At 60.3% G+C, this 24,787-nt stretch carries 17 protein-coding genes; 6 read left to right on the forward strand and 11 right to left on the reverse strand.

What is annotated here, in order from left to right; translation table 11 throughout:
- Positions 1-10: 10 nt before the first annotated feature.
- From KSS97_RS13570 to KSS97_RS13590, 5 genes are all read right to left on the reverse strand, one after another.
- Positions 11-943 carry a carbohydrate ABC transporter permease gene (locus KSS97_RS13570; RefSeq protein WP_030142680.1) on the reverse strand — a complete coding sequence of 311 codons (933 nt, stop codon included), beginning with the start codon at positions 941-943 and terminating at the stop codon, positions 11-13.
- Positions 944-1,088: 145 nt separating this feature from the next.
- Positions 1,089-2,399 (reverse strand): ABC transporter substrate-binding protein, encoded by a 1,311-nt coding sequence (locus KSS97_RS13575; RefSeq protein WP_030142679.1) that lies wholly within the window; start codon positions 2,397-2,399, stop codon positions 1,089-1,091.
- A gap of 329 nt (positions 2,400-2,728) precedes the next feature.
- Positions 2,729-3,634, reverse strand: a complete 906-nt coding sequence (locus KSS97_RS13580; protein ID WP_030142678.1) for an AraC family transcriptional regulator — start codon at positions 3,632-3,634, stop codon at positions 2,729-2,731.
- Between the two features lie 83 nt (positions 3,635-3,717).
- On the reverse strand, positions 3,718-5,007 hold the full coding sequence (locus KSS97_RS13585; RefSeq protein WP_030142677.1) for a glycosyltransferase family 4 protein: 1,290 nt from the start codon (positions 5,005-5,007) through the stop codon (positions 3,718-3,720).
- Between the two features lie 75 nt (positions 5,008-5,082).
- Positions 5,083-5,454, reverse strand: a complete 372-nt coding sequence (locus KSS97_RS13590; protein ID WP_030142676.1) for a response regulator — start codon at positions 5,452-5,454, stop codon at positions 5,083-5,085.
- 259 nt (positions 5,455-5,713) lie between these two features.
- On the opposite strand from KSS97_RS13590, the gene KSS97_RS13595 reads away from it, so the two are divergent.
- The 6 genes from KSS97_RS13595 to KSS97_RS13620 all read left to right on the forward strand — a co-directional run bounded on the left by KSS97_RS13595 (position 5,714) and on the right by KSS97_RS13620 (position 13,652).
- Positions 5,714-9,199, forward strand: coding sequence for a response regulator (locus KSS97_RS13595; RefSeq protein ID WP_217861882.1), 3,486 nt, complete (start codon positions 5,714-5,716; stop codon positions 9,197-9,199).
- Complete coding sequence (locus KSS97_RS13600; RefSeq protein ID WP_030142674.1) at positions 9,199-10,014, forward strand: CheR family methyltransferase; 816 nt, start codon at positions 9,199-9,201, stop codon at positions 10,012-10,014. Before KSS97_RS13595 ends, KSS97_RS13600 begins: the two co-directional genes overlap by 1 nt.
- On the forward strand, positions 10,011-10,598 hold the full coding sequence (locus KSS97_RS13605) for a chemotaxis protein CheB (protein WP_030142673.1): 588 nt from the start codon (positions 10,011-10,013) through the stop codon (positions 10,596-10,598). Before KSS97_RS13600 ends, KSS97_RS13605 begins: the two co-directional genes overlap by 4 nt.
- A 5-nt stretch (positions 10,599-10,603) precedes the next feature.
- Entirely contained in the window at positions 10,604-11,869 is a 1,266-nt protein-coding gene (locus KSS97_RS13610; RefSeq protein ID WP_198796943.1) for a hybrid sensor histidine kinase/response regulator, read from the forward strand.
- The gene (locus KSS97_RS13615; RefSeq protein WP_030142671.1) at positions 11,862-12,239 is read left to right on the forward strand and encodes a response regulator; all 378 of its coding nucleotides are present in this window, start codon (positions 11,862-11,864) and stop codon (positions 12,237-12,239) included. The genes KSS97_RS13610 and KSS97_RS13615 overlap by 8 nt, the downstream gene beginning before the upstream one ends.
- Positions 12,240-12,476: 237 nt before the next feature.
- On the forward strand, positions 12,477-13,652 hold the full coding sequence (locus KSS97_RS13620; RefSeq protein WP_030138557.1) for an integrase core domain-containing protein: 1,176 nt from the start codon (positions 12,477-12,479) through the stop codon (positions 13,650-13,652).
- Positions 13,653-14,072: 420 nt separating this feature from the next.
- On the opposite strand, the gene KSS97_RS13625 is transcribed toward KSS97_RS13620, so the two are convergent.
- The 6 genes from KSS97_RS13625 to mexE all read right to left on the reverse strand — a co-directional run bounded on the left by KSS97_RS13625 (position 14,073) and on the right by mexE (position 24,621).
- Positions 14,073-15,743: a response regulator gene (locus KSS97_RS13625; protein WP_217861883.1), complete on the reverse strand. Its 1,671-nt coding sequence runs from the start codon at positions 15,741-15,743 to the stop codon at positions 14,073-14,075.
- Positions 15,740-17,242 carry an ATPase domain-containing protein gene (locus KSS97_RS13630; protein ID WP_030138660.1) on the reverse strand — a complete coding sequence of 501 codons (1,503 nt, stop codon included), beginning with the start codon at positions 17,240-17,242 and terminating at the stop codon, positions 15,740-15,742. The genes KSS97_RS13625 and KSS97_RS13630 overlap by 4 nt, the downstream gene beginning before the upstream one ends.
- Positions 17,243-17,395: 153 nt before the next feature.
- A complete protein-coding gene (locus KSS97_RS13635; protein WP_030138661.1) occupies positions 17,396-18,451 on the reverse strand; it encodes a tetratricopeptide repeat protein in 1,056 nt (351 codons plus the stop codon).
- A gap of 300 nt (positions 18,452-18,751) precedes the next feature.
- Positions 18,752-20,176, reverse strand: a complete 1,425-nt coding sequence (locus KSS97_RS13640; RefSeq protein WP_030138662.1) for an efflux transporter outer membrane subunit — start codon at positions 20,174-20,176, stop codon at positions 18,752-18,754.
- On the reverse strand, positions 20,173-23,352 hold the full coding sequence (locus KSS97_RS13645; protein ID WP_030138663.1) for an efflux RND transporter permease subunit: 3,180 nt from the start codon (positions 23,350-23,352) through the stop codon (positions 20,173-20,175). Before KSS97_RS13645 ends, KSS97_RS13640 begins: the two co-directional genes overlap by 4 nt.
- 15 nt (positions 23,353-23,367) lie before the next feature.
- The gene (mexE, locus tag KSS97_RS13650; protein ID WP_030138664.1) at positions 23,368-24,621 is read right to left on the reverse strand and encodes a multidrug efflux RND transporter periplasmic adaptor subunit MexE; all 1,254 of its coding nucleotides are present in this window, start codon (positions 24,619-24,621) and stop codon (positions 23,368-23,370) included.
- Between the last annotated feature and the right edge of the window lie 166 nt (positions 24,622-24,787).

Consider the following 24,787-nt stretch of genomic DNA (forward strand, 5'->3'; position numbering starts at 1 on the left):
GGCGACGGCCTCAATGCTTGTCGGTGAGGTTTTTGCCGATCATCCGGACCAGGATGATGGCAGCGATGTTGGCGATCACCACGGCGATCAGGCCACCGGCCGACGCCATGCCGACGTCGAACTGCACCAGCGCCTGGTTGTAGATCAAGTAGGCGAGGTTAGTGGAGGCGTAGCCGGGGCCGCCGTTGGTGGTGGTGAAGATTTCGGCGAACACCGACAGCAGGAAAATGGTCTCGATCATCACCACCACGGCAATCGGGCGGGCCAGGTGCGGCAGGGTCAGGTGCCAGAAGATCGCTATGGGGCCGGCACCGTCGAGGCGGGCGGCTTCTTTCTGTTCCTGGTCGAGAGACTGCATGGCGGTCATCAGGATCAGGATCGCGAACGGCAGCCATTGCCACGACACGATGATAATGATCGACAGCAGCGGGTAATGGGCCAGCCAGTCCACCGGCTGCGCACCGAAGAGCTTCCACACCGAGGCGAGGATCCCGGAGACCGGATGGAAAATCAGGTTTTTCCAGATCAGCGCGCCGACGGTTGGCATGATGAAGAACGGCGAGATCAGCAGCACACGGACGATGCCGCGACCGAAGAATTCACTGGCTTCCAGCAGCGCGCTGATCAGTACGCCGAGGACGATGCTGATCAACAGCACGCTGCCCACCAGCAGCAACGTATTGGTGGCGCCGGGCATGAACCCCGAGTCGGTCAGGAAATAAGTGAAGTTTTCCAGCCCGACGAATTCGTTTTCGCCGGGATAGAGGAGGTTGTAACGGATCATCGAGAAATAGACGGTCATGCCCAGCGGCACGATCATCCACAGCAGCAACAAGGCGACCGAAGGGCTGACCAGGAACCAGCCGGGGTTGGCCAGGCGGATCTTGCGGGCTGGCGGGGCTATTTCGATGGGGGCTTTGACTGTCGTTGTTGAAGTATTCATGGCATTGAACCGATTTAGACAGGCCTACGAAAATCCACTGTGGGAGCGAGCTTGCTCGCGATGGCGGAGCGTCAGGCAACAAAAATGTTGATTGTGCCGAACTCATCGCGAGCAAGCTCGCTCCCACATAAAGGAGAAAAGCGGATTACTTGGGATACCCAGCGCGCTTCATCTCGCGTTCAGTGGTGGACTGCGCGGCGGTCAAGGCCTGGTCCACGGTCTGCTGGCCGGTCAGCGCGCCCGAGAAGAACTTGCCCACCTGGGTGCCGATGGCCTGGAACTCGGGGATGGTCACCAACTGGATGCCGATGTAGGGCACGGGCTTGAGGGTCGGGGCTTTCGGGTCAGCAACTTTCAACGATTCCAGCGTCACCTTGGCAAACGGTGCGGCCTTCATGTATTCGTCGCTGTAGGTCGAGGTGCGGGTACCCGGTGGGACGTTGGCAATGCCGTCGGTCTTGGCGACCAACTGACCGTACTCCTTGGACGTTGCCCAAGTGGTGAAGACCTTGGCCGCATCCTTGGCTTTGGAGCTGGTCGGAATTGCCAGGGACCAGGAGTACATCCACGAGGTGCCCTTGTCGGTTTTCTCGTGGGGCGCGAAGGTGAACCCAACGTGATCGGCCACCTTGCTCTGGGTCTTGTCGGTCACGAACGAACCGGCGACGCTGGCATCGACCCAGACCGCGCACTTGCCGCTGTTGAACAGCGCCAAGTTCTCGTTGAAACCGTTGCTGGACGCGCCCGGCGGGCCGGATTTCTTCATGTTGTCGACGTAGAAGTTCAGCGCATCCTTCCACTCGGGTCCATTGAACTGCGGCTGCCACTTCTCATCGAACCAGCGCGCACCAAAGCCGTTGGCGAGGGTGGTGATCAGCGCCATGTTCTCGCCCCAACCGGCCTTGCCCCGCAGGCACAGGCCATATTGTTCCTTGGATTTGTCGGTGAGTTTTTCCGCGAACTCGCCAATCTGGGTCCAGGTCGGGTGTTCGGGCATGGTCAGCCCGGCATCCTTGAACAGGTCCGTGCGGTAATAGGTGATCGAACTCTCGGCATAGAACGGCAGGGCGTACAGCGAGCCCTTGACCGACAAACCATCGCGCACGGAAGGGAAGACGTCCTCCAGGTCGTAGGAAGCCGGCAGGTCTTTCATGGGTTCCAACCAGCCCTTGGCGCCCCAGAGTGCAGCTTCGTACATGCCAATGGTCAGCACGTCGAATTGCCCGCCCTGGGTGGCGATGTCGGTGGTCAGGCGTTGGCGCAGGACGTTTTCTTCGAGCACCACCCAGTTCAGCTTGATGTCCGGGTGCTCGGCCTCAAAGGTCTTCGAGAGCTTTTGCATGCGGATCATGTCGCTGTTGTTGACGGTGGCAATGGTCAGGGTTTGTGCGCCGAAACTGACGCTGCTGAGGGTCATGCAGGTGGAGACAAGCAGAGCTTTTACCGAAGGTTTCATCGCGCACTCCTTTTCCGCGCCCACGGGCTGCAGAAGGACAGTTATTGTTTTTGTGTCTTCCGGATGAGTGGAAGAATGTGCGCTGATTACAGCCCTCAATGAACGGTGTGACAAATCATCCGTCACACTTTTACTGATACTTTTTTGCACTGCTGGGCTGATGGGATTCATTTGTGGCGAGGGGATTTATCCCCGCTGGGGCGCGAAGCGGCCCCCGAGTCCTGTCTGATACAACGCACTGGCAGACATACATGGGGCTGCTGCGCAGCCCAGCGGGGCGGTGCGACGTTTCGCTAAATCCCCTCGCCACGGGAGCTGTCCCAGGGTGTTCAGCCCTGGTTCTGCTCGGTCAACCGTTGCACCGCCAGCCGCCGGTAATGAGAAGGGGTCATGCCCTTGAGTTGCTGGAAGCGCCGGTTGAAATTGGAAATATTGTTGAAACCCGATTCAAAGCACACGTCCGTCACCGGTTTGTCGCCATCGGCCAGCAGCTCGCAGGATTTGCTGATGCGCAGGCGATTGACGAACTCGATGAAGCAGCGCCCGGTGGCTTGCTTGAAAACCCGGCTGAAATAGGTGGGTTTCATGCCCAGGTGCTCGGCCACTTCCTCCAGGGGCAATTCGCGGGCGTAGTGGGCGAAAATGTAATCCACCGCGCGGTTGGTACGGTCAATGCTGTGCTCGTCCGCCGCCTGCGTGGAGGTGGCGCCTGAAAGCAATTGGTAGTCGTCGCAGCTCGCCAGCAATTCCATGAGGATGAAAAAATAGCCCAGTCGGCTCATGCCCTGGGAATCGGCAATGCGCTGCATAAGTATCATCGCCTGGCGGACTGTGCGCTTGCAGCGGAACTCGATGCCGTATTGAGCCCGTTCCAGCAGCGGCGCCAGGGTCTTGAGTTCGGCAAATACCTGGTTGCCGCTTTCGAACAGCTCATCGGTGAAATTCACCAGCATGTCACGCTTGGGCACCACTTCATCCTCCTCCACCTGGCTGATCCAGTTGTGGGGCAGGTTGGGGCCGGTGAGGAACAGCGACTGCGGGGAAAAGTTGCCGATGTAATCGCCGATGAAGACCTTGCCCGAACTCGCGACGATCAGGTGCAGCTCGTATTCCTTGTGGAAATGCCAGCGTACCAGCGGGCAGGGGAAACCGTGCTGGCGGTAGATGATGGACAGGCCGTTATGATCGTCCATCAACTCGTAGGAAGGGTCGGTGACTCTGGCTGTGCGGGTCATGTGCCTGGCGCTTTTGTTGTTATCGCCGCTGGATAATGCCCCCTTCGCCGTCCGGGTTCCAGCCCTGGCGAACGAAGGCTGGCTCAGCTGTTGCGGTTCTTTTCCTCGATCCATTGGGACATGTACTGGGTGCTCTTGTGCTGATGGTGGCGCAGCATGCTGCCGAGGAAGTTGTCCCGGCGGCGTCGTGCCAGGTCGGCGCGGCAGGCGTTGAGGCTGTCGATCAGCGCAGGAGCGTGGACCTGCCGACGGAAACGCTCGGCCAGCAAGGCCAGCCCTGCCTCTTGGGCATGGGCCCAGCGGGCCGGGTCGGTATACAACTGCACGGCGGCGTTGGCGATGTCCTCGGCGCTCTGTGCGATCTCACCGGGCCAGGGCATTGCGCCATGCATGGCTTCGGCGCCGATGGGCGTGGTGACGCTGGGTGTGCCGCAGAGCATGGCTTCGATCAGCTTGCCCTTGATGCCGGCGCCGAAACGCAGCGGCGCCAGGCAGATACGCGCCGCGGACATGACCTGCAAGGCATCCTCGGCCCAGTTCATGATATGAAAGCCCTGGGTCGGGTTGTGCAGCGCTGCGGCCTTGGGCGGCGTGTAGGCGCCGTAGAGATGCAGCTGGGCGCCGGGCAACCGTTGGCGAATCAATGGCCACACTGCGTTTTTCATCCAGAGCACGGCGTCCCAGTTCGGTGCGTGGCGGAAATTGCCGATGCTGAGGAAATGCGCCCGATCATCGAAGGGCACGAACGGTTCGGTGGGCAGGTCCAGCATTAACGGACACCAGAGCAGCAACTCGCGGGGCACCTTGAAGTGTTCAACCAGCAAATCGATCTCGAATTCGGAAACCATCAGGTTCAAGTCGCAACGCAACAGGGCGGCGATCTCACGCTTGGCCATGTCAGTGTCGGCCATCAGCTCGAACTCCTCGCGCAGGGCCGGGGCGAACAGATCGCGGAAATCCTGGCAGGCCTCGTCGACTTTCAAGCGATCCTTCAGGCGCTGATGCCGGGCATGACGCAGGCTCTGCAAGTCCGATGTTTCCAGCACTCGCAGGGCGTCGGGGCAGTGTTTTTCCACCCGCCAGCCAAACTGTTCTTCCATCATGAACTGATCGAACAGGACGATATCTGGCGCCAGCTCGTTGATGAAAGCGTCGAAACTGCTGTTGTTGAGCTCGATCGGTACTTCCCGGATGCCCAGGCCGATCAGGTCGGCGCGGTTTTCACCGGGCTTGGCGGGGCTGCTGAAGGTGATGTCCCAGCCTTGTCCGACAAAGGCTTCCAGCAGTTGCATGACATGCCCACCCGCCGCCGATGAGCGTGGCTCGGGCCAGACATAGCCGATAACCAGGACTTTGGTGGTGGGGTGAGGCATGGCGGGTAATCCTTGGAGCGTTTCAGGCGCAGTCGGCGCGCGGGGCGCCGATAGTGACCAAGAATGCGCCTGGGCTCAAGAAAGAATCCTTTTGACCTTGTCGCGCAATTGATCAATGGAGAACGGTTTGCCAATCACGTTCATGCCTTCCGGCACGTCGATGCTTTCGGCGTAGCCGCTGGCGAACAGGATAGGAAGGCCGGGGCGTACGCTGCGTGCTTCTTTTGCAAGTTCACGACCGTCCATGATCGGCATGTTGACGTCGGTCATCATCAGATCGATGGAACGGTCCGTATCTTTCAACAGCGCCAGCGCCTCTTCGCAACCTTCTGCCTCCAACACCTTGTATTCCAGCTCTTCCAGCACATCGACAATCAACATGCGCACGATACTGTCGTCTTCGACTACCAGAATGGTGGGAGGGGTGACAGGAGCGGGGACGGACATAATAGACTTCTCGGAAGATGGAATCGGGAGGGCGTGGCAAAGAACCGGCCGTATGCATGAGTAAGTCGCGAGGCGGCACAAGTTCCCGAACTTGTACAAGAAAGGATCTATAGTACAAGAGCTGACAAGGATAGTCGCATCCTTGAGACCCAGGCTAACGTCCTGGGGATTTGCGTCCTGGACTTGTCGGAAGTGTGGATCCAACCCGTGTTTTTGGGCAAACTCCACGGTTTTCAACTATTCACCAGGGCCATTTCCAATGCCTCTTTCGTCTTCGGTCGACGAGCACAGTTTTCGCAAGCTCCTGAGCCGCAATATCAGCCTGCCCCTGGGCATGGGCGCCCTCAGCGCCGTGTTTTTCATTGCGTTGATCACGTACCTGCTGTCGGTGATCCAGTGGGTCGGGCACACCGATCGGGTCCTCAACAACGTCAACGACGCCATGAAGCTGAGCGTGGACCTTGAAACCGGCATGCGCGGCTATTTGTTGAGCGGCGACGAGCACTTTCTCGATCCCTACGAGGTGGCCAAGCCGCGCATCGCGGTGGCACTGGATACATTGTTGGAATTGACAGCCGACAATCCCGTGCAGACTGACCGTCTGCACAAGATCCAGGCGCTCCAGGTGGAATGGGGCAACTACGCCCAGAGCATGATCGATCTGCAACGCAGCAGCGGTGATTACCGAGGCGCTGTAAAGGCCGGGCGCGGCAAGCGATTGACCGACGAGATACGCAAGACCTTCGAGGACGTCGTCGAAACCGAACAGCAACTGCGCGCACAGCGCAACGAGCAAGTGCGCACCACGACGGTCTGGAGTATCTCGCTGTACTTGCTGTTTGTCGTGGCCGTCAGTGGGCTATTGGCCTACGTTGGTCGCCGGGACCTGTTGAACCTGTCGCGCAGCTATAGCGCGACCCTCCAGGTCCAGCAGCAGAGCGCCGCCCACCTGGAAAAACAAGCGTGGCTGCGCAACGGGCAGACTCAGTTGGCCGAGCAGGTCCTGGGGCAACTGACCCTGAACCTGCTCGGCCGCAACATCCTGCAGTTCTGCGCGCAATACCTGGACACCGTGGTCGCGGCACTTTATGCGCGAGAAGAAAACGGCGTCCTCCGGCGCGTCGCTACCTACGGCATGTCCCGGGAGGATGACGAGCAGCAACAGGTCATCATCGACGGCGAAGGCATCGTCGGACAGGCCGTGCGGCAAGGCCGCGTCATTCGTCTTGATGATGTCCCGGGCGACTACCTGAAAGTCAGTTCCGGGCTCGGCAAGGGACGACCCAACTGCGTGCTGGTGGTGCCGACCCGTGACGACGACCGCATCAACGGCGTCGTCGAGTTGGGTTTCCTGCGGCCCTTGACCGAGCGGGACATCGAACTGCTGGAGCTGGTGGCCGGCAACATTGGCACGTCCATCGAAGCGGCTCGTTATCGCCAGCGCCTGCAAGAAGTGTTGGCCGAGACCCAGCAGTTGAACGAAGAGCTGCAAGTGCAGCAGGAAGAGCTCAAGACCGCGAACGAGGAATTGGAAGAGCAGTCGCGCATCCTCAAGGAATCCCAGGCGCACCTGGAAGCCCAGCAACAGGAGTTGGAACAGACCAACGAGCAGTTGGCCGAACAGCGCGACGCCATGGATCAGAAGAACAGCGAGCTGAACCTGGCCCAGATCCAGTTGCAGGAGCGCGCCGAAGAGCTGCAGCGTTCGAGCAAGTACAAGTCCGAGTTCCTGGCCAACATGTCCCATGAACTGCGCACCCCGCTGAACAGCTCGTTGATCTTGTCCAAGTTGCTGGCGGAAAACCCCCACAAGAACCTCAGCGAAGAGCAGGTCAAGTTCGCTGAGTCGATCTACTCCGCCGGCAATGACCTGCTGAATCTGATCAACGACATTCTCGATATCTCCAAGGTCGAGGCCGGGAAGCTGGAGGTGCGCCCGGAAAACACCGGCGTTGCGCGCCTGGTGGAAGGGCTGCGCGATCTGTTCACGCCGTTGGCGAGGGAGAAAGGCCTGGACTTCGACGTGCAGGTGCAGCCCGATGCGCCGGCGATGCTGTACACCGATCGCCAGCGCCTGGAACAGGTGCTCAAGAACCTATTGTCGAATGCGGTGAAGTTCACCGAACACGGCTCTGTCCGGCTCAACGTGGCGGGCCAGCCGGGTGGCGGCATCGCGTTCATGGTCCGCGACTCGGGGATTGGTATCGCCGCCGACCAGCAGCAGAGCATCTTCGAGGCGTTCCGCCAGGCCGACGGCACCACCAATCGCCGTTACGGCGGCACGGGGCTGGGGCTGTCGATTTCCCGGGACCTGGCGACGTTGCTGGGCGGTTCCATCTCGGTGACCAGCGCGCCAGGGCAGGGCAGTGAGTTCACGCTGGCAATGCCTGGGCGCTACGTTGAACCCGGGGACAACCCTATCGCGCCGATGACGTTCAGCCCGCCGGCAGCGTCGCCGACACCGGTCCAGGCGCCCGCACTCGCGCTGGCGCCGTTGGTCGCCGAGGTGGAGGCGCCTGTCCCGCAATTCGCTGATGACCGCGAGAAGGCGCCTTTCGACAGCCGTTGCATCCTAGTCATCGAAGACGAGCCCAAGTTTGCCCGGATCCTGTTCGACCTGGCCCATGAACTTGGCTATCAATGCCTGGTGGCCCACGGTGCCGACGAAGGGTTTGACCTGGCCTCACGGCTCAGCCCCGACGCGATCCTGCTGGACATGCGGCTGCCGGACCACTCCGGGCTGACGGTGCTGCAACGCCTCAAGGAACAGGCTGCCACCCGGCACATCCCTGTGCATGTCATTTCCGTCGAGGACCGCGTCGAAGCCGCAATGCACATGGGCGCCATCGGTTACGCGGTCAAGCCGACCACCCGCGAGGAGCTCAAGGACGTGTTCGCGCGCCTGGAGGCCAAGCTGACCCAGAAGGTCAAGCGGGTGCTGCTGGTGGAAGACGACGACCTGCAGCGCGACAGCATTACTCGCCTGATCGGCGACGAAGACATCGAGATCACCGCCGTCGGCCTCGCCCAGCAAGCCCTGGATCTGCTGCGCGACAACGTCTATGACTGCATGATCATCGACCTCAAGCTGCCAGACATGCTCGGTAACGATCTGCTCAAGCGCATGTCCAGCGAAGAGATCTGTTCGTTCCCGCCCGTGATCGTCTACACCGGGCGCAACCTGACGCGCGATGAAGAAGCCGAGCTGCGCAAGTATTCGCGCTCGATCATCATCAAGGGCGCACGTTCGCCGGAGCGCCTGCTGGACGAAGTGACACTCTTTCTGCACAAAGTCGAATCCAGGCTGTCACATGAACGGCAGCGGATGCTTCAGACTGCCCGCAGCCGCGACAAGGTTTTCGAAGGCCGCAAGGTGCTGTTGGTGGATGACGATGTGCGCAACATCTTTGCCCTGACCAGCGCCCTGGAGGCGAAAGGCGCGATCGTGGTCATCGGTCGTAACGGCTACGAGGCGATCGAACGCCTGAATGAAGTCGAGGACATCGACCTGGTGCTGATGGACGTGATGATGCCCGAGATGGATGGCTTTGAAGCCACCACGCTGATCCGCAAGGACCCACGCTGGCAGAAACTGCCCATCATCGCGGTGACGGCCAAGGCCATGAAAGATGACCAGGAGCGGTGCCTGGCGGCCGGCTCCAACGATTACCTGGCCAAGCCGATCGACCTGGATCGCCTGTTTTCACTGATTCGCGTGTGGTTGCCGAATATGGAAAGAATTTAGTGGAACGTAACACTGACATTGAACTTCGTCTGTTGATCGAAGCGATCTACCTGAAGTACAGCTACGACTTCCGTGATTACTCCGGCGCTTCCATCAAGCGCCGGGTCCTGCATGCGTTGAGCCAGTTCGATTGCAAGACCATCTCGGCGCTGCAGGAGCGGGTGCTGCATGATCCGGGGGCCTTCATGCAATTGCTGCAATTGCTGACGATCCCCGTCAGCGAGATGTTCCGCGACCCCTCGCATTTCCTGGCGATCCGCGAGGAAGTGGTGCCGCTGCTCAAGACCTATCCCTCGATCAAGATCTGGATCGCCGGCTGCAGCACTGGGGAAGAGGTCTACTCCATGGCGATCCTGCTGCGCGAGGAGGGGCTGCTGGAGCGCACGCTCATCTACGCGACGGACATCAATCCGCGGTCGTTGGAAAAGGCCAAGCAAGGCATTTTCTCCTTGGAAAACGTCAGGGCCTACACGCAAAACTATCAGCGGGCGGGAGGCCGGCAGTCATTTGCCGATTACTACACTGCCGCCTACGATTACGCCATGTTCGATAAAACCTTGTGCCAGAACGTGACGTTTGCCGACCACAGCCTGGCGACCGATAGCGTTTTCTCGGAAACACAGTTAATTTCCTGTCGTAACGTATTGATATATTTCAATAAAAAACTGCAAGATCGTGCCTTCGGCTTGTTCCACGAATCCCTCTGCCATCGTGGTTTCCTGGTGTTGGGCAGCAAGGAAACGCTGGATTTTTCGGTGTTTGGCAAGCAATTTGAACCGTTGGTCAAACAGGAACGGATCTATCGCAAGTTATGAAATCAATGACGGACAGGTCCAGGCCCGCGATCGAGGCCATTGTCGTCGGCGCGTCTGCCGGCGGCGTCGAAGCGCTGCTGAAAGTGTTCAGCCGATTGCGCCCAGGGTTCAGCTTGCCAATCCTGGTGGTGTTGCATCTGCCGGACGAGCGTCATAGCCAACTGGCCCAAGTATTCGGTCATCGCCTCGCGGTACCGGTGGAGGAAGCCCGGGACAAACAGGACATCGTGCCCGGAACCTTATACGTTGCGACGCCCGGTTATCACCTGTCGATCGAGGCTGACCGTAGCCTGTCCTTGAGCCTGGAAGAACCGGTGCACCACTCTCGCCCCTCCATTGATGTGTTGTTCGAGTCGGCCGCCGATGTCTATGGCGGTCATTTGCTGGCAGTCGTGCTGACCGGTGCCAATAGCGATGGTGCACGGGGCCTGGCCAAGGTCAAGGCGCTGGGTGGCATCACGGTTGTCCAGGACCCGGAGGAGGCGCAGGTCCCAACCATGCCCGAAGCGGCACTTACCTTGCACGAGCCCGACCACATCCTCACTTTGCAGGGCATCGGCCAATTGCTGGCCGGCCTGGAATGAATCATATGCCAAGAGATATTCAAGCCAAACTGCTGATCGTCGATGATCTGCCTGAGAATCTGTTGGCCCTGGAAGCGTTGATCAAACGCGACGACCGTCAGGTCTATAAAGCGTTGTCGGCGGACGAAGCATTGTCCCTGCTGTTGCAACATGATTTTGCCCTGGCAATCATCGACGTACAGATGCCGGGCATGAACGGTTTCGAACTGGCCGAGCTGATGCGCGGCACGGAAAAGACCCGCAGTATCCCGATCATCTTCGTCAGCGCCGCCGGCCGCGAGCGCAACTACGCCTTCACTGGCTACGAGAATGGCGCGGTGGATTTCCTGCACAAGCCACTGGACAACCATGCGGTCAAAAGCAAGGTCAACGTATTCGTCGAGCTTTATCGCCAGCGCAAGGCGATGAAGGAGCAGGTGATTGCCCTCGAGCAGAGCCGTCGGGAGCAGGAGCAACTGCTTCAGCAACTGCAAGCCACCCGCAGCGAGCTCGAACAGGCGGTGCGCATGCGTGACGACTTCATGTCGATCGTCGCCCATGAGGTGCGTACGCCGCTCAACGGGCTGATCCTGGAAACGCAGTTGCGCAAGATGCACCTGGCCCGGGACAACGCCGCGGCGTTCACCCTGGACAAGGTGAAGGCGATGGTCGAGCGTGACGAGCGCCAGATCAAGAGCCTGATCCGCTTGATCGAAGACATGCTGGACGTGTCGCGGATTCGCACCGGCAAGCTGTCCATCCGTCCGACTCGCTTCAACTTGACGGCGCTGGTGCAGAACCTGCTGCATAACTTCCAGCCGCAGATCGCCGCCGCCGAATGCACGGTGACCTGTACCGCCGAATCATCGGTGGAAGGGCATTGGGATGAGTTTCGCATCGAGCAGGTGGTTTCGAACCTTTTGACCAACGCGTTGCGCTATGGCAGCAAGAGTCCGATCGAGGTGCGGGTCTACCAGACGCCCGATCATGCCTGCGTCGAAGTCCAGGACCATGGCATCGGCATCAGCGAAGAGAATCAGGCGCGCATTTTCCAGCAATTCGAACGGGTGTCCTCCAAGGCTGCCGCGACGGGCCTGGGGTTGGGGCTGTTCATCTCCGAGCAGATCGTCACCGCCCACGGCGGTATCATCACGGTCAATAGTCGCCTCAACGAAGGGGCGTTATTCCGCGTTTGTCTGCCTTTTCAGAAAACTGGCGAACGGACGCAACCTCTGAGCGACCCCAAGGTCGTATCAGCAGCTATTGATCCAACAAAGGCTTCTCATGAGTGAAGATGCGCAAGACGTTGTACTGATCGTCGAGGATGACCCATCGATCCTGATGGTGCTGTCGGCCTACTTGTCCGGCGAGGGTTATCGGGTGTTGCAAGCCGAAAACGGTGAGCAGGCGTTCGAGATCCTGGCGAGCAAGCCTCATCTGGACATGATGATCACTGACTTCCGCTTGCCCGGTGGCATTTCCGGGGTGCAGATTGCTGAGCCTGCGGTGAGGTTGCGTCCGGACTTGAAGGTTATTTTCATCAGTGGTTATGCGCAGGAAGTGCGTGAGACTGACAGTCCGATTACGCGCAAGGCGCCGATTTTGGACAAGCCGTTTGATTTGGATGTGTTGCAGGGCATTATGCAGGGGATGTTGTCTTAGTTCTTTTGGTGCGGGTTGCGTATAGCCATTTCTGCGGTAACAGCTGATTGAGTACATATCTGTTTCTGCGGTAACGGCCGCTGGCGGTTCCGCCCTTACGGCGGGTCACTTTTTTCAGACGCCAAAAAAGTAACCAAAAAGGCTTTGCGGTATGACTCACCCACATGGGTTACAAATCAGTTCACTCACATAGGTAACAGTTTTTAACTGGCAGGGTCGGTTTTCGAGGATCTGACCATGCCATGGCGAGAGCTGAAACCTATGGACCTGAAACTGCTGTTCATTGCGGACTTCATCAAAGGCCCGCCCAGCTTCAGTGCGCTTTGCCAAGCCTACGAGATCAGCCGCAAGACTGGCTATAAATGGGTCGAGCGGTATGAGAGGGAAGGGCCCGCCGGACTGGAAGAACATAGCCGTCGTCGGCTTACCCAGGAATGGGTAGTGCCGCTGGCTGTCCGTGAGGCGATCATTGAGTTACGCGGTCGGGGTGAGACAGAGCCTGGCCCCAAGAAAATTCAGGCGGCTTTGCTCGAGCGTTTTCCTGACCAGGCGCCGCCATCAAAGACGTCGATCTACAACATCCTAAAGAAAGCTGAGCTGGTCAAACCACGCCGATTGCGTCAACGAGTGGCGGTTTATCCCAAACCACTGCAGAAAGCAGAGGCTCCCAACCAGCTATTCAGCGCCGATTACAAAGGCCAATTCCTGACAGGTGCGGGCGTCTGGTGCTATCCATTGACGATCATGGACCATGCCAGTCGTTTCTTGCTCGCTTGCCACAGCATGGCTAGCACCAATTTCCAGGAAACCCAGGCGGTGTTTACTCAGGTGTTTCGTGAACATGGTCTGCCGGAGCGCATTCGTACCGACAATGGTGTTCCGTTTGCGAGCAAAGGGCGTGCGGGCCTTTCCCAGTTGTCCATCTGGTGGTTGCGTCTAGGGATCATTCCCGAGCGGATCGCCCCCGGCAGGCCGGAGCAAAATGGCCGACATGAACGTATGCATCGAACGTTGAAAAGCACTCTTCCGTCACCCCCTGCAGTAGCGTGGGAGGCTCAACAACGGCACTTTGATCGTTTCAGGCAACATTACAACTATGAGCGTTTGCACGAGGCTCTTAATCAGAAGACACCCGCGTCCTGCTATGAGCCTTCGTCCCGCCAATATCCCGAGAAGCTTCCCGAGATGACCTACCCGAGCCATATCGATAGCCTCCAAGCGGACTGCTCGGGCATCGTCAATCGTCGTGGTGTAAGGATCTACGTCGGCTATGTGCTCAAGCACCAGACCATTGGACTGGAGCAAATAGAGGACGGGATCTGGGATGTTATCTTCGGTCCAATCATCCTTGGACGGATTGATGTAAGAGATGCCATTGATGGCTACGTGACACTCCGGGTGTTACCTATGTGAGTGCACTTTTTTGTAACCCATGTGGGTGATCCGTATATTGCCCCACCACTCGGTGCCTCGCCTAGGCTCGGCATGCCCTCACTCCGGCCTTGCTCCGTGGGCCCGCCGCGATGGGCCATCCATGGCCCTGCGCGGCTATCCCGGCATCCATGCCGGGATGCCCACTCCACAAGGCCTGCGTTCGGCCAGCGTGGTTTTACGGGGCGCCAAGATCAAGATCAAGATCAAAAGCAAAGCAAGTCCGCTTCCACACTGGATTTCCAGCAGCCACAGCACTGATGTGGACCAGATTCCCTGTGGGAGCAAGCTTGCTCGCGAAGAGGCCAGCACATCCAACATCATTATCGACTGTTCCATCGCCTTCGCGAGCAGGCTCGCTCCCACAGGGGGGGACGCGATCATCAAAGAGCCCGGCCGGCCTCAAACCTTGATCATCTCCCGCACCTTCGCCGTCAGCAGATCAAACGTAAACGGCTTGGTGATCATCTGCATGCCCGAATCCAGGAAGCCACCGCGCACCGCCGCGTGTTCAGCGTAACCGGTGATGAACAGCACCTTGAGATCGGGGCGGATCTGGCGGCCGATTTCCGCCAGTTGCCGGCCATTCATGCCAGGCAAGCCCACGTCGCTGATCAGCAGGTCGATGCGCTGGCTAGACTGCAGGATCGGCATCGCGCCGTTGGCATCGCCGGCTTCGACGAAGGCGTAGCCCAACTCGCTCAGCACCGCGCTGACCAGGACACGCACCGCCGGATCGTCTTCGACGATCAGCACCGTTTCGCCATCTTGCGCATAAGGCGCCTGTTGGGCGTGGACCAGCGGTTCGTCTATCTCCTCGCCAATGAAGCGCGGCAGGTAAAGGTTCACAGTCGTGCCTTTGCCGACCTCACTGTCGATGGTCACGTGGCCGCGTGACTGTTTGCTGAAACCATAGATCATCGACAGCCCCAGCCCGGTGCCCTGGCCGATGGGTTTGGTGGTGAAGAACGGGTCGAATGCACGATTGATCACCGCTTCGGGCATGCCGCAACCGCTGTCCTGCACGCTCAGCACGACGTAGTCACCGGGCTCCAGGTTGGTGTAGGCGTCGGTGAAGCCGGTGTCCAGGTATTGATTGAAGGTCTGCACCACCAGTTTGCCGCCGTCGGGCATGGCGTCGCGGGCGTTGAGGACCAGGTTGAGCAGGGCGCTTTCCAGTTGATTGGGGTCGGCCTCGGCGATCCAGAGTTGTTCGTCCAGGCGCATTTCCAGGCCGATGCTCTCATTGAGGCTGCGTTGCAGCAGCTCGCCCATGGACAGCACCAGGGTATTCATCTGCACGGCCTTGGAGTCCAGCGATTGCCGCCGGGAGAATGCCAGCAGTCGGTGGGTCAGGCCGGCCGCCCGATTCGCCGATGTCACGCCCAGGTCGATCAGGCTGTCGAGGTCTTCGGTGCGACCGCGGGCCAGGCGCCGGCGCAGCAGTTCGAGGCTGCCGATGATGCCGGTGAGCATGTTGTTGAAGTCATGGGCGATGCCGCCGGTGAGCTGGCCGACCGCTTCCATTTTCTGCGATTGGCGCAAGGCTTCCTCGTTGTGACGCAATTGGGCGGTGCGCTCCTCGACTTGCTGCTCAAGGGTTTCAAGGGTGTTCTGCAGGCGCAGCTCACTGTTGCTGAGGTCGATCAGGCGGTCCCGTGCGTCATATTGCCTTCGACGCCCGCGCAAGGCCGTGGTGACCAGGCTGACCAGCGTCACCGGGTGGAAGGGCCGTTCCAGGAACGTCACGTTGCCCAACTGGGTGCCGATGCGTGCCACCGGGTTTTGCTCCGGTCCGCCATGATGCGTCAGCAGGACGATGGGCAGGTCGGACCAGGCCGGTTGCTGTTCGATGTACTGGAACAGGGTTTCCAGGTCCGGCCCGACCAGGGCCTCCGAGGAAATCACCAGCAGGCCTGCGCCGTGCTCCAATTCCTCACACAAATGCCCCAAGTGACTGCAGACAAGGCCGCCGAAACCGGCTTCCTTGAGAATCATCAGGGCAATCTGGCTGTCCCGTCCCAGCGGCGCGAGAATCAGCGCCCGCTCGAACAAGGGTTCGGCCGACGTCACTGGGAATCATCCTCGAGCAGCGGATTATCCGCTCCCATATAAGTCGGTACTCCACGCAATACACCCTGGAATGCTTCCAGCGGCTCGCCAATGGTCATCCCCAGCTTGCTGATGCGGTATTCACGAATCGTCGATTCATGGCTGCCGGTCCGTTTCTTGATGATGGAAACCGCTCGGCGAACCTTGCCCAGCGCCTCGAAGTAGCGCAACAGGATGACGGTGTCGGCCAGGTAGGTGATATCCACCGGCGCCTGCATGTCGCCTACCAACCCGTGCTGCGCAACCGTCATGAACGTCGCCGCGCCCTTGCGGTTCAGGTAAAGCAGCAGCTCATGCATGTGCAGGACCAGGGCGTTTTCTTCCGGCATGGCGGCCTGGTAGCCGTTGATGCTGTCGATGACGACGGTCTTGATGTTCGCGTCATTGACGCAACGCCGTACCCGATGGGAGAACTCACCGGGAGACAGCTCGGCGGCGTCGACTTGCTCGATCAGCAAGTTGCCGGTCTTTTGCAGCTCCAGCAGGTCGATGCCGATATTCTTCATCCGCTCGAACAGCAAACCCAGCTCTTCATCGAAAATGAACAGCGCGGCTTTTTCGCCGCGATGTACTGCCGCCGCCGCGAAGATAAGGGAAATCAATGATTTGCCGGTACCGGCCGGGCCCAGGATCAGCGTGCTTGAGCCGGTCTCGATACCGCCACCCAAGAGGGCGTCCATTTCCGCGATGCCGCTGGAGAGTTGTTGGCGAACGTATTGGCCTCGATGTTCGGCGGCCACCAGGCGAGGGAAGACATGCACGCCGTCGCCCATGATCGTGAAGTCATGGTAGCCGCCCCGGTATTTCTGCCCGCGGTATTTCACCACCCGGAGTCGGCGTCGTTCGGCACCGTAGTTCGGGGTCAGTTCTTCGAGGCGGATGACACCGTGAGCCACGCTGTGCACGGTCTTGTCGAGGGACTCGGTGGTCAGGTCATCGAGCAGGAGCACGGTAGCGTCGTAGCGCACGAAGTAATGCTTGATCGCGAGGATCTGTCGGCGATAGCGCAGGGAGCTTTGCGCCAGGAGACGGATCTCCGAGAGGCTGTCCAGCACGACTCGAGTCGGCTTGAATCGCTCGACCACTTCGAAGATCTGCCGGGTCGCTTCTCCCAGCTCCAGGTCCGAGGAGTACAGCAGGCTTTGCTGGTGTTCGGCGTTGAGCAGGCTCTCGGGTGGGGTCAGCTCGAAAATGTGGATATTTTCATCCAACGTCCAACCGTGGGAGGCTGCGCCCTGGCGCAATTCACGCTCGGTTTCCGACAGCGTGATGTACAACGAGCGCTCGCCGGCTTCGGCGCCGGCCAGCAGGAAGTGCAACGCGACCGTGGTCTTGCCAGTGCCCGGTTCTCCCTCAAGGAGGAACACGTGGCCTCGGGACAAACCACCGGAAAGAACATCGTCCAGTCCTTCGATACCGGTGGCGGCTTTTGCGCTGATCAACTCGTTAGATGTAGTCAAAAATAACCCTCTCATGACTAGGGAAGTGGGCAGCAGGCGGGGGAGCGCCTGAAATGAAACTGCCTGAACACTTGACCTTTGACAGTGATGGCGGTTCCGCTTTCTTTGACAGAACGTGTACTGCTGCACAACTTTCCGAGCGCGCTTCCTTGGCTATAAACCCTGCTGTATCGCCGGGTCATCAGGGTTCAATTGTTCCAGCTGGGCCAACAGGACCTGGACGTGCTGCAACTGACCGGTTTCCTTCCAATAATTGATCAGCAACACCCGCGCGTTGCGGTCGGCGGGGTTGCGCTGGACGATTTCCTGCAGTTGTTTCTGCGCGGCTTCCACTTCCTGCTCGGCGTGCAGGGTGGTCGCCAAGTCGTAGCGATATTGCCTGTTGTCAGGTTCCAGTTCCACGGCCTTCGCCAAGCCTAGCACTGCATATTCACTCTGGCCGTGCTGCAACAGCCACATCCCCAGCGCATGTTGCAGGTAAGCCGATGCGGGTTGGGTTTGCAACTCCCGGGCGAGCAATCGACGTGCAGCTTCCCCCTGGCCTTGTTTGTCCAGCACGTCGACCTGCATGACCAGCGCCGGCAGGTTGCCCGGTTGTAACTTCAGCACCTGTTCCAGCGCCTGCTGGGCTTTTTTCAGCTCGGCGTTGTGCGCATACAGCCGGGCGAGCTGATAGAGGGATTCGGGGGAGGGTGGATCGTCGTTCAATACCTGCTTCCAAGTATCGACGGCGATCTGCATCGCCCCGAAATACAGGCCCAGTTCGTCGGGCGACAGGCCCAGCAATGCGTTCACGGCGGCGAATCGGACGTCCGGCTCGTTGTCATCCAGGAGCGGGCCTAGCAACAGGCTGCGCTGGGCGTTTGGCACCAGTCCGACGATGCTGCCGATGGCCGCGCGGCGCACGTCCGGCGATTCGCTTTGCAGATCCGCCTGGGCCAGTTTCAACGCCTGGGGGCTTGGGTAGTTGGACAGTTCCGCGTGCAGCCGGACACGGCGCTTGGGCGACAAGTCCGGCCGTCCCAATTGCTGATACAACATTCGCGCGGCACCAGGCTGGCCATTGCGGGCGTGTTCCAGGGCTTCGCTGTAGCCGCGCTTGATGGCCTCGGGGATCTGCGGTGTGGTGCTGCGCAGCCATATCGCGACGAGACCGATCGCCAATACAACGGCAAGACTGAAAAGCACATAGCGGCGAGACGAAGGCATGCAGGTAATCCATAACCAGAAGCGCGAAATGTCGCAAGCTTCGGTCAGGCGGCGGCTTGAGTCAAACCTTGTAACAGCAGTCATGAACCTGTGGGAGCGAGCTTGCTCGCGATGGCGTCGGATCAGCGAGGTAGATATTGACTGACACACTGCTATCGCGAGCAAGCTCGCTCCCACAAAGGGCGTTTCCACAGCGGGCCTTGGGCGATAAACAAAAAAAGCCCCGCGTCCGAATGAGACGCGGGGCAAACATTTGGCTGGTTGCGGCCAACCAAAGGAGCTCGGTTGGGAAGGGGGTTATCAGTTGCTGGCGACGGTTTCCGGTTGCCAGCCGCCGCCCAGGGCCTTGTAGATCGCGACGATGCCGCGATACAGGTCCACTTCGGCCTGGGCCTGGCTGTCTTCGGCGGCCAGGCGTTCACGTTGGGCGTCGAGCAGCACGAGGAAGTCCTCGGTGCCTTCGCGGTAGCGAATCTCGGCCAGGTCTGCGGCGGCGCGGCTCGATTCGCTCTGGCGGATCAGCGAGATCAAGCGTTGCTGACGTTTGCCGTAATCGCTGAAGGCGTTTTCCGATTCTTCCAGGGCCAGCAGCACTTGCTGTTCATAGTTCGCCAGGGCGCCATCCGCTTCGGCGTTGGCACCGCGCAAGCGAGCCCGCACGCTGCCCAGGTCGAAAGCGGCCCAGGTGATGCTCGGGCCCAGCGCCCAGGCATTGGCCGCCGAAGAGCCGATCTGCGAGCCGCGTCCGGCGGTAAAACCGAGGAAACCGCTCAGGCTGACCCGCGGGAACAGGTCGGCCTTGGCCACGCCGATGCGCGCCGTGGCCGCAGCCAGTTGACGCTCGGCACTGAGGATGTCGGGACGGCGTTGCAACAATTGTCCCGGATCGCCAATGGGCAAAGCCTTGGCAATGGCCGGCAGCTGTCTAGGGCTCAAATCTACCGTCAACTTGTCCGGACGCTCACCCAGCAAGGTCGCGATGCGGTTGCGTTGACGGGCCTGTTCGGCCTGCAATTGCGGCACGCTGGCTTCCACTGCGGCCAGGCGGGCATCGGCGCGCACCACGTCGAGCTGATCGCCGACGCCGGCTTCGCGCAGGCTTTCGGTGATCTTGCGCGACTCCTGCTGGTTCTGCAGGTTCGCCAGGGCGATTTTCTCCCGCAGTTGCGCGCCGCGCAGTTGGCCGTAGGCGTCCACCAGCTCGGCGATCATGGTCACCTGCAGTTGGTAGAGATCGGCCTCGGCGGCTTGCTGGTCGGCATCGGTCGCTTCCAGGTTGCGCCGGATGCGTCCGAACAAGTCCAGTTCCCAGGCCATGTCCAGGCCCAGGTCGTAACGCTCGGAGTTGACCCGGTCGTCCGTCTGGCCCATCGGGTTCTGGCCTTTGCCGATGTTGCTGCTGGCGCGGCTGGTAATGGTCGGCATGACATCGTTGCTGGCGTCGTCGCGAATCGCCCGGGCGGCCCGCAGGCGGGCGAAGGCCACGCGCAACTCACGGTTGCCTTCCAGCGAACGGGTCACCAGCGCATTGAGGGTCGGGTCGTCGAATTGCTGCCACCAGACGCCTTCGAAGCGGGCGCGGTCGAAGTTCTTCTGGCCGGCGGCGCCGTCGGTAGCGGTGGTGACGTTCGCCGCCTCCGTTTGTGGCGCCTTGTAGTCCGGGCCTACGGCACAGGCGCTCAGCGCCAACACCAGCAAGCTCGGCAGGAACGCTTTGACACTCATTGTTGCGCCTCCAGTTTCAAGGCACGGGCCGCCTTGCGGGCCTCGCTGCGCTCGACGAAGTTACGGATCAATACGTAGAACACTGGGGTGAGCAGCAGGCCGAAGAAGGTTACGCCAAGCATCCCGGAGAACACCGCAACACCCATGGCATGGCGCATTTCGGCACCGGCGCCGCTGGAGAACACCAAGGGCACCACGCCCATGATGAAGGCGAACGACGTCATCAGGATCGGCCGCAGACGCAGGCGGCAAGCTTCCAATACGGCTGCCAGCGGGTTCAGGCCTTCAAGCTGCTTGTCCTTGGCGAACTCGACGATGAGGATCGCGTTCTTGCAGGCAAGTCCCACCAGTACGATCAAGCCGATCTGGGTAAAGATGTTGTTGTCGCCACCGGACAGAATCACCCCGGTGATCGCCGACAACAGGGTCATCGGCACGATCAGGATCACCGCCAATGGCAGGCTCCAGCTTTCGTATTGCGCCGCGAGCACCAGGAACGCCAGCAATACGCAAAGTGGGAACACGAACAGCGCGGTGTTGCCCGAGAGAATCTGCTGGTAGGTCAGGTCGGTCCACTCATAGGTCATGCCGTTGGGCAGTTCGTCCTTGAGCAGTTTCTCGATGGCTTTCTCGGCCTGGCCGGAGCTGTAGCCCGGGGCGGCGGCACCGTTGATTTCAGCGGTGATGAAGCCGTTGTAGTGCATCACGCGGTCCGGGCCCGAGGTGTCGCTGACCTTGATGAAGGTCGCCAGCGGGATCATCTCGCCACGGTTGTTGCGCACCTTGAGCTGGCCGATCTGGTCCGATTCGAGGCGGAACTGTTGCTCGGCCTGGACGTTGACCTGATAGGTGCGGCCAAAGCGGTTGAAGTCGTTGGCATACAGCGAACCCAGGTAGATCTGCAGGGTGTCGAAGATGTCGCTGACGGCCACGCCGTGGGTCTTGGCTTTTTCACGGTCGATGGCGGCATCGACCTGCGGCACGTTCACGGTGTAGCTGGTGAACAAACCGGCCAGTTCCGGCACGCTGCGGCTCTTGGTGATGATGTTCATGGTTTCTTTGTACAGCTCGTCGTAGCCCAGGTTGCCCCGGTCTTCGATTTGCAGGCGGAAACCACCGATCGTGCCCAGCCCTTGTACCGGCGGCGGCGGGAAGATCGCCATGTAGGCTTCCTGGATTTCCGAATATTTGCCGTTCAACGCACCGGCGATGGCGCCGGCCGACATGCTCGGGTCCTTGCGCTCGTCAAAGGGCTTCAGGGTGACGAACACGATGCCGGCGTTCGGGCTGTTGGTGAAACCGTTGATCGACAGGCCGGGGAAGGCCACCGCGCTTTCAACACCCGGTTGCTTGAGGGCCAGGTCCGACATGCGCTTGATCACGTCTTCGGTGCGGTCCAGGCTCGCGGCGTCCGGCAGTTGGGCGAAGGCCACCAGGTATTGCTTGTCCTGGCCGGGCACGAAGCCGGTCGGCGTGGTGGAGAAACCGAAGAAGGTCAGCACCATCAGGCCAGCGTAGAGCACCAGGGCGATGCCGCTGCTGCGGATCACTCGAGCGACCGTGCCCACGTAGCCATGGCTGGCACGTTCGAAGAAACGGTTGAACGGACGGAACAGCCAGCCACCAAAAATCTTGTCCAGGAACTTGGAGAAACGGTCCTTGGGCGCGTCATGGCCTTTGAGCAACACCGCGGCCAGGGCCGGCGACAGGGTCAGGGAGTTGACTGCCGAGATCACCGTGGAGATGGCAATGGTCAGGGCGAACTGTTTATAGAACTGACCCGTCAGGCCACTGATGAACGCCGCCGGAACGAAGACCGCGCACAGCACCAGGGCGGTGGCGATGATCGGGCCGGTCACTTCGCCCATGGCGCGCTTGGTCGCCTCCACGGGGGTGAGTCCCAATTCGATATTTCGCTCGACGTTCTCCACCACCACGATGGCGTCGTCCACCACGATACCGATCGCCAGTACCAGGCCGAACAGCGACAGGGCGTTCAACGAGAAGCCGAACAAGTGCATGACCGCGAATGTACCGATCAGCGACACCGGTACGGCGACCAGCGGGATGATCGAGGCGCGCCAGGTCTGCAGGAACAGGATGACCACCAGCACGACGAGGATCAGCGCTTCGAACAGGGTGTGGACCACCGCTTCGATGGAGCCACGAACGAAGATCGTCGGGTCATAGACGATGCTGTAGTCCATGCCGGCCGGGAAGCCTTTCTTCAGCTCGTCCATTTTCGCGCGCACATCGTTGGAAATCTGGATGGCGTTGGAGCCTGGACGCTGGAAGATCGGGATTGCCACTGCCGGCTGATTATCGAGCAGCGAGCGCAGGGCGTATTGGCTGGAGCCCAGCTCTACCCGTGCGATGTCCTTCAGGCGGGTGATTTCACCGTTGGCGCCGGAACGAATGATGATGTTCTCGAACTCTTCTTCGTTTACCAGGCGACCCTGGGTGTTGACCGACAGCTGGAACGCCGTGGCGTTAGGGGCTGGCGGCGCACCCAGGGCACCGGCGGCAACCTGGCGGTTCTGCTCGCGGATCGCCGTGACCACGTCGGTGGCGGTCAGGTTGCGCGAAGCGGTCTTGTTCGGATCAAGCCAGACCCGCAGGGAGTAGTCGCCCATGCCGAACAGCTGCACATCACCCACGCCACCCAGGCGCGCCAGCTCATCCTTGATATTGAGCAAGGCGTAGTTGGACAGGTAGAGCATGTCGTAGCGTTTGTCCGGCGAGGTCAAGTGCACGACCATGGTCAGGTCGGGCGATGCCTTGTCCACCGTGATACCGATGCGGGTCACTTCCTCCGGCAACTTGGGCTCGGTGCGGGTGACGCGGTTCTGCACTTGCACCTGGGCGTTGTCCAGGTCGGTGCCCAGGGCAAAGGTGATGGTCAGGGTGATCTTGCCGTCAGCAGTCGACTGCGAGGACATGTAGAGCATGTTCTCGACGCCGGTGATGGCTTGTTCCAGGGGCGCGGCAACGGTTTCGCCGATGACCTTGGGGTTGGCGCCCGGGAAGTTGGCGCGCACGACCACGGTCGGCGGCACGACTTCCGGGTATTCGCTGATCGGCAACTGGAACAGCGAAATGGCGCCGGCGATCAGGATCAACAGCGAGAGCACCGCTGCGAAGATCGGCCGCGAAATGAAGAACTGGGAAAATTTCATCTTGGATTCAGTCCCTTAACCGCGTGGGGACGCAGAGGCCAGTTTGCCTGCCGAGCTGGACGCTGCCTTGGACGGCGCGACTTGTGGCAGGTTGCTGGCTTCGAGCGCTTTACGTTGTTGTGCCAGGGCGGCGAGGGTTTGCTCGCTGGCCATCGGCACGGTTTCAGGCGTGACCGGCGAACCCGGACGGGCCCGTTGCAGCCCCTTGACGATGATGGTGTCGTCCTTGTTCAAGCCGTTGCGAACGATGCGCAGGCCTTCGATCTTCGGACCCAGCTCGACGGCGCGGTAGGCAGGCTTGTTCTCGGCGTCCATCACCAGGACGAATTTCTTGCCCAAGTCGGTGCCCACGGCTTCGTCGTTGATCAGCACGGCGGAGTAGGTGCCGCTGCCCACCAGTTTCAACCGAGCGTAGAGGCCAGGGGTGTAGGCGCCGTCCTTGTTGTCGAACACCGCGCGACCACGGATGGTGCCGGTTTGCGGGTTGACCTGGTTGTCGACGAAGTTCATCTGGCCCAGGTGCGGGTTGCCCTCTTCGTTGGACAGGCCCATGTAGACCGGCGTGGCCTGGCCGCGCTGGCCCTGGCGGGCGAGTTGGGTGTACTTGAGGAAGACGCGTTCGTCGGCGTCGAAATAGGCGTAGACCTTGTCGGTGGACACCACGCTGGTCAGCGGCGTGACATCGGCGGTCACCAGGTTGCCCGCGGTGATTTCCGCGCGGCTGACACGACCGTTGATGGGCGAGGTGACCCGGGTAAAGCTCAGGTTCAGCTTGGCCAGGTCCAACTGCGCCTGGATGCCCGCCACGGCAGCGCGGGCTTCCTGGGCGGCGGTGGTGCGCGAATCCGCCAATTCAGCGGAAATCGCATTGCTCAAGCGCAGGCGTTCGCCACGCTGGGCTTCGTTCTCGCTGCGAGTCGCGGTGGCGCGGGCCTGGGCCAGTTGGGCTTCGAGACGACGCACTTCAGCCTGGAAGGGGCGAGGGTCGATCTGGAACAGCAGGTCGCCTTTCTTGACCAGCGCGCCTTCGGTGAAGGCGACTTCATCGATCTGCCCCGAGACACGTGGGCGAATCTCGACGGTTTCCGGTGCTTCGAGGCGCCCGGTGAACTCATCCCATTCGTTGACGGGCTGCTCCAGTACCTTGGCCACACTGACTTTGGCCGCCGGCATGGAAGCTGCCGTTTCGGGGGTCTTGCCGCAAGCGCTGATCACCAGCACCGCCAACAGTGCGAGGGGAAAGCGCAATTTAGAAAGTGAATGTTCCATGGATAGCATCCGCCAAGTGTATTGAGATGGGCGGATGATGCGTGTCGAGGCGCAGAGGAACGAATCGAATGAAACAAAGGTAACTATCATTCGGAATGATATAAGCCATCGATGAGCCCTCTAGTCCGGGGCTTTCGTTAGTAGGCTATCAATTTGGCTGATGTCT

Source organism: Pseudomonas alvandae, from assembly GCF_019141525.1.
Lineage (GTDB): Bacteria > Pseudomonadota > Gammaproteobacteria > Pseudomonadales > Pseudomonadaceae > Aquipseudomonas > Aquipseudomonas alvandae.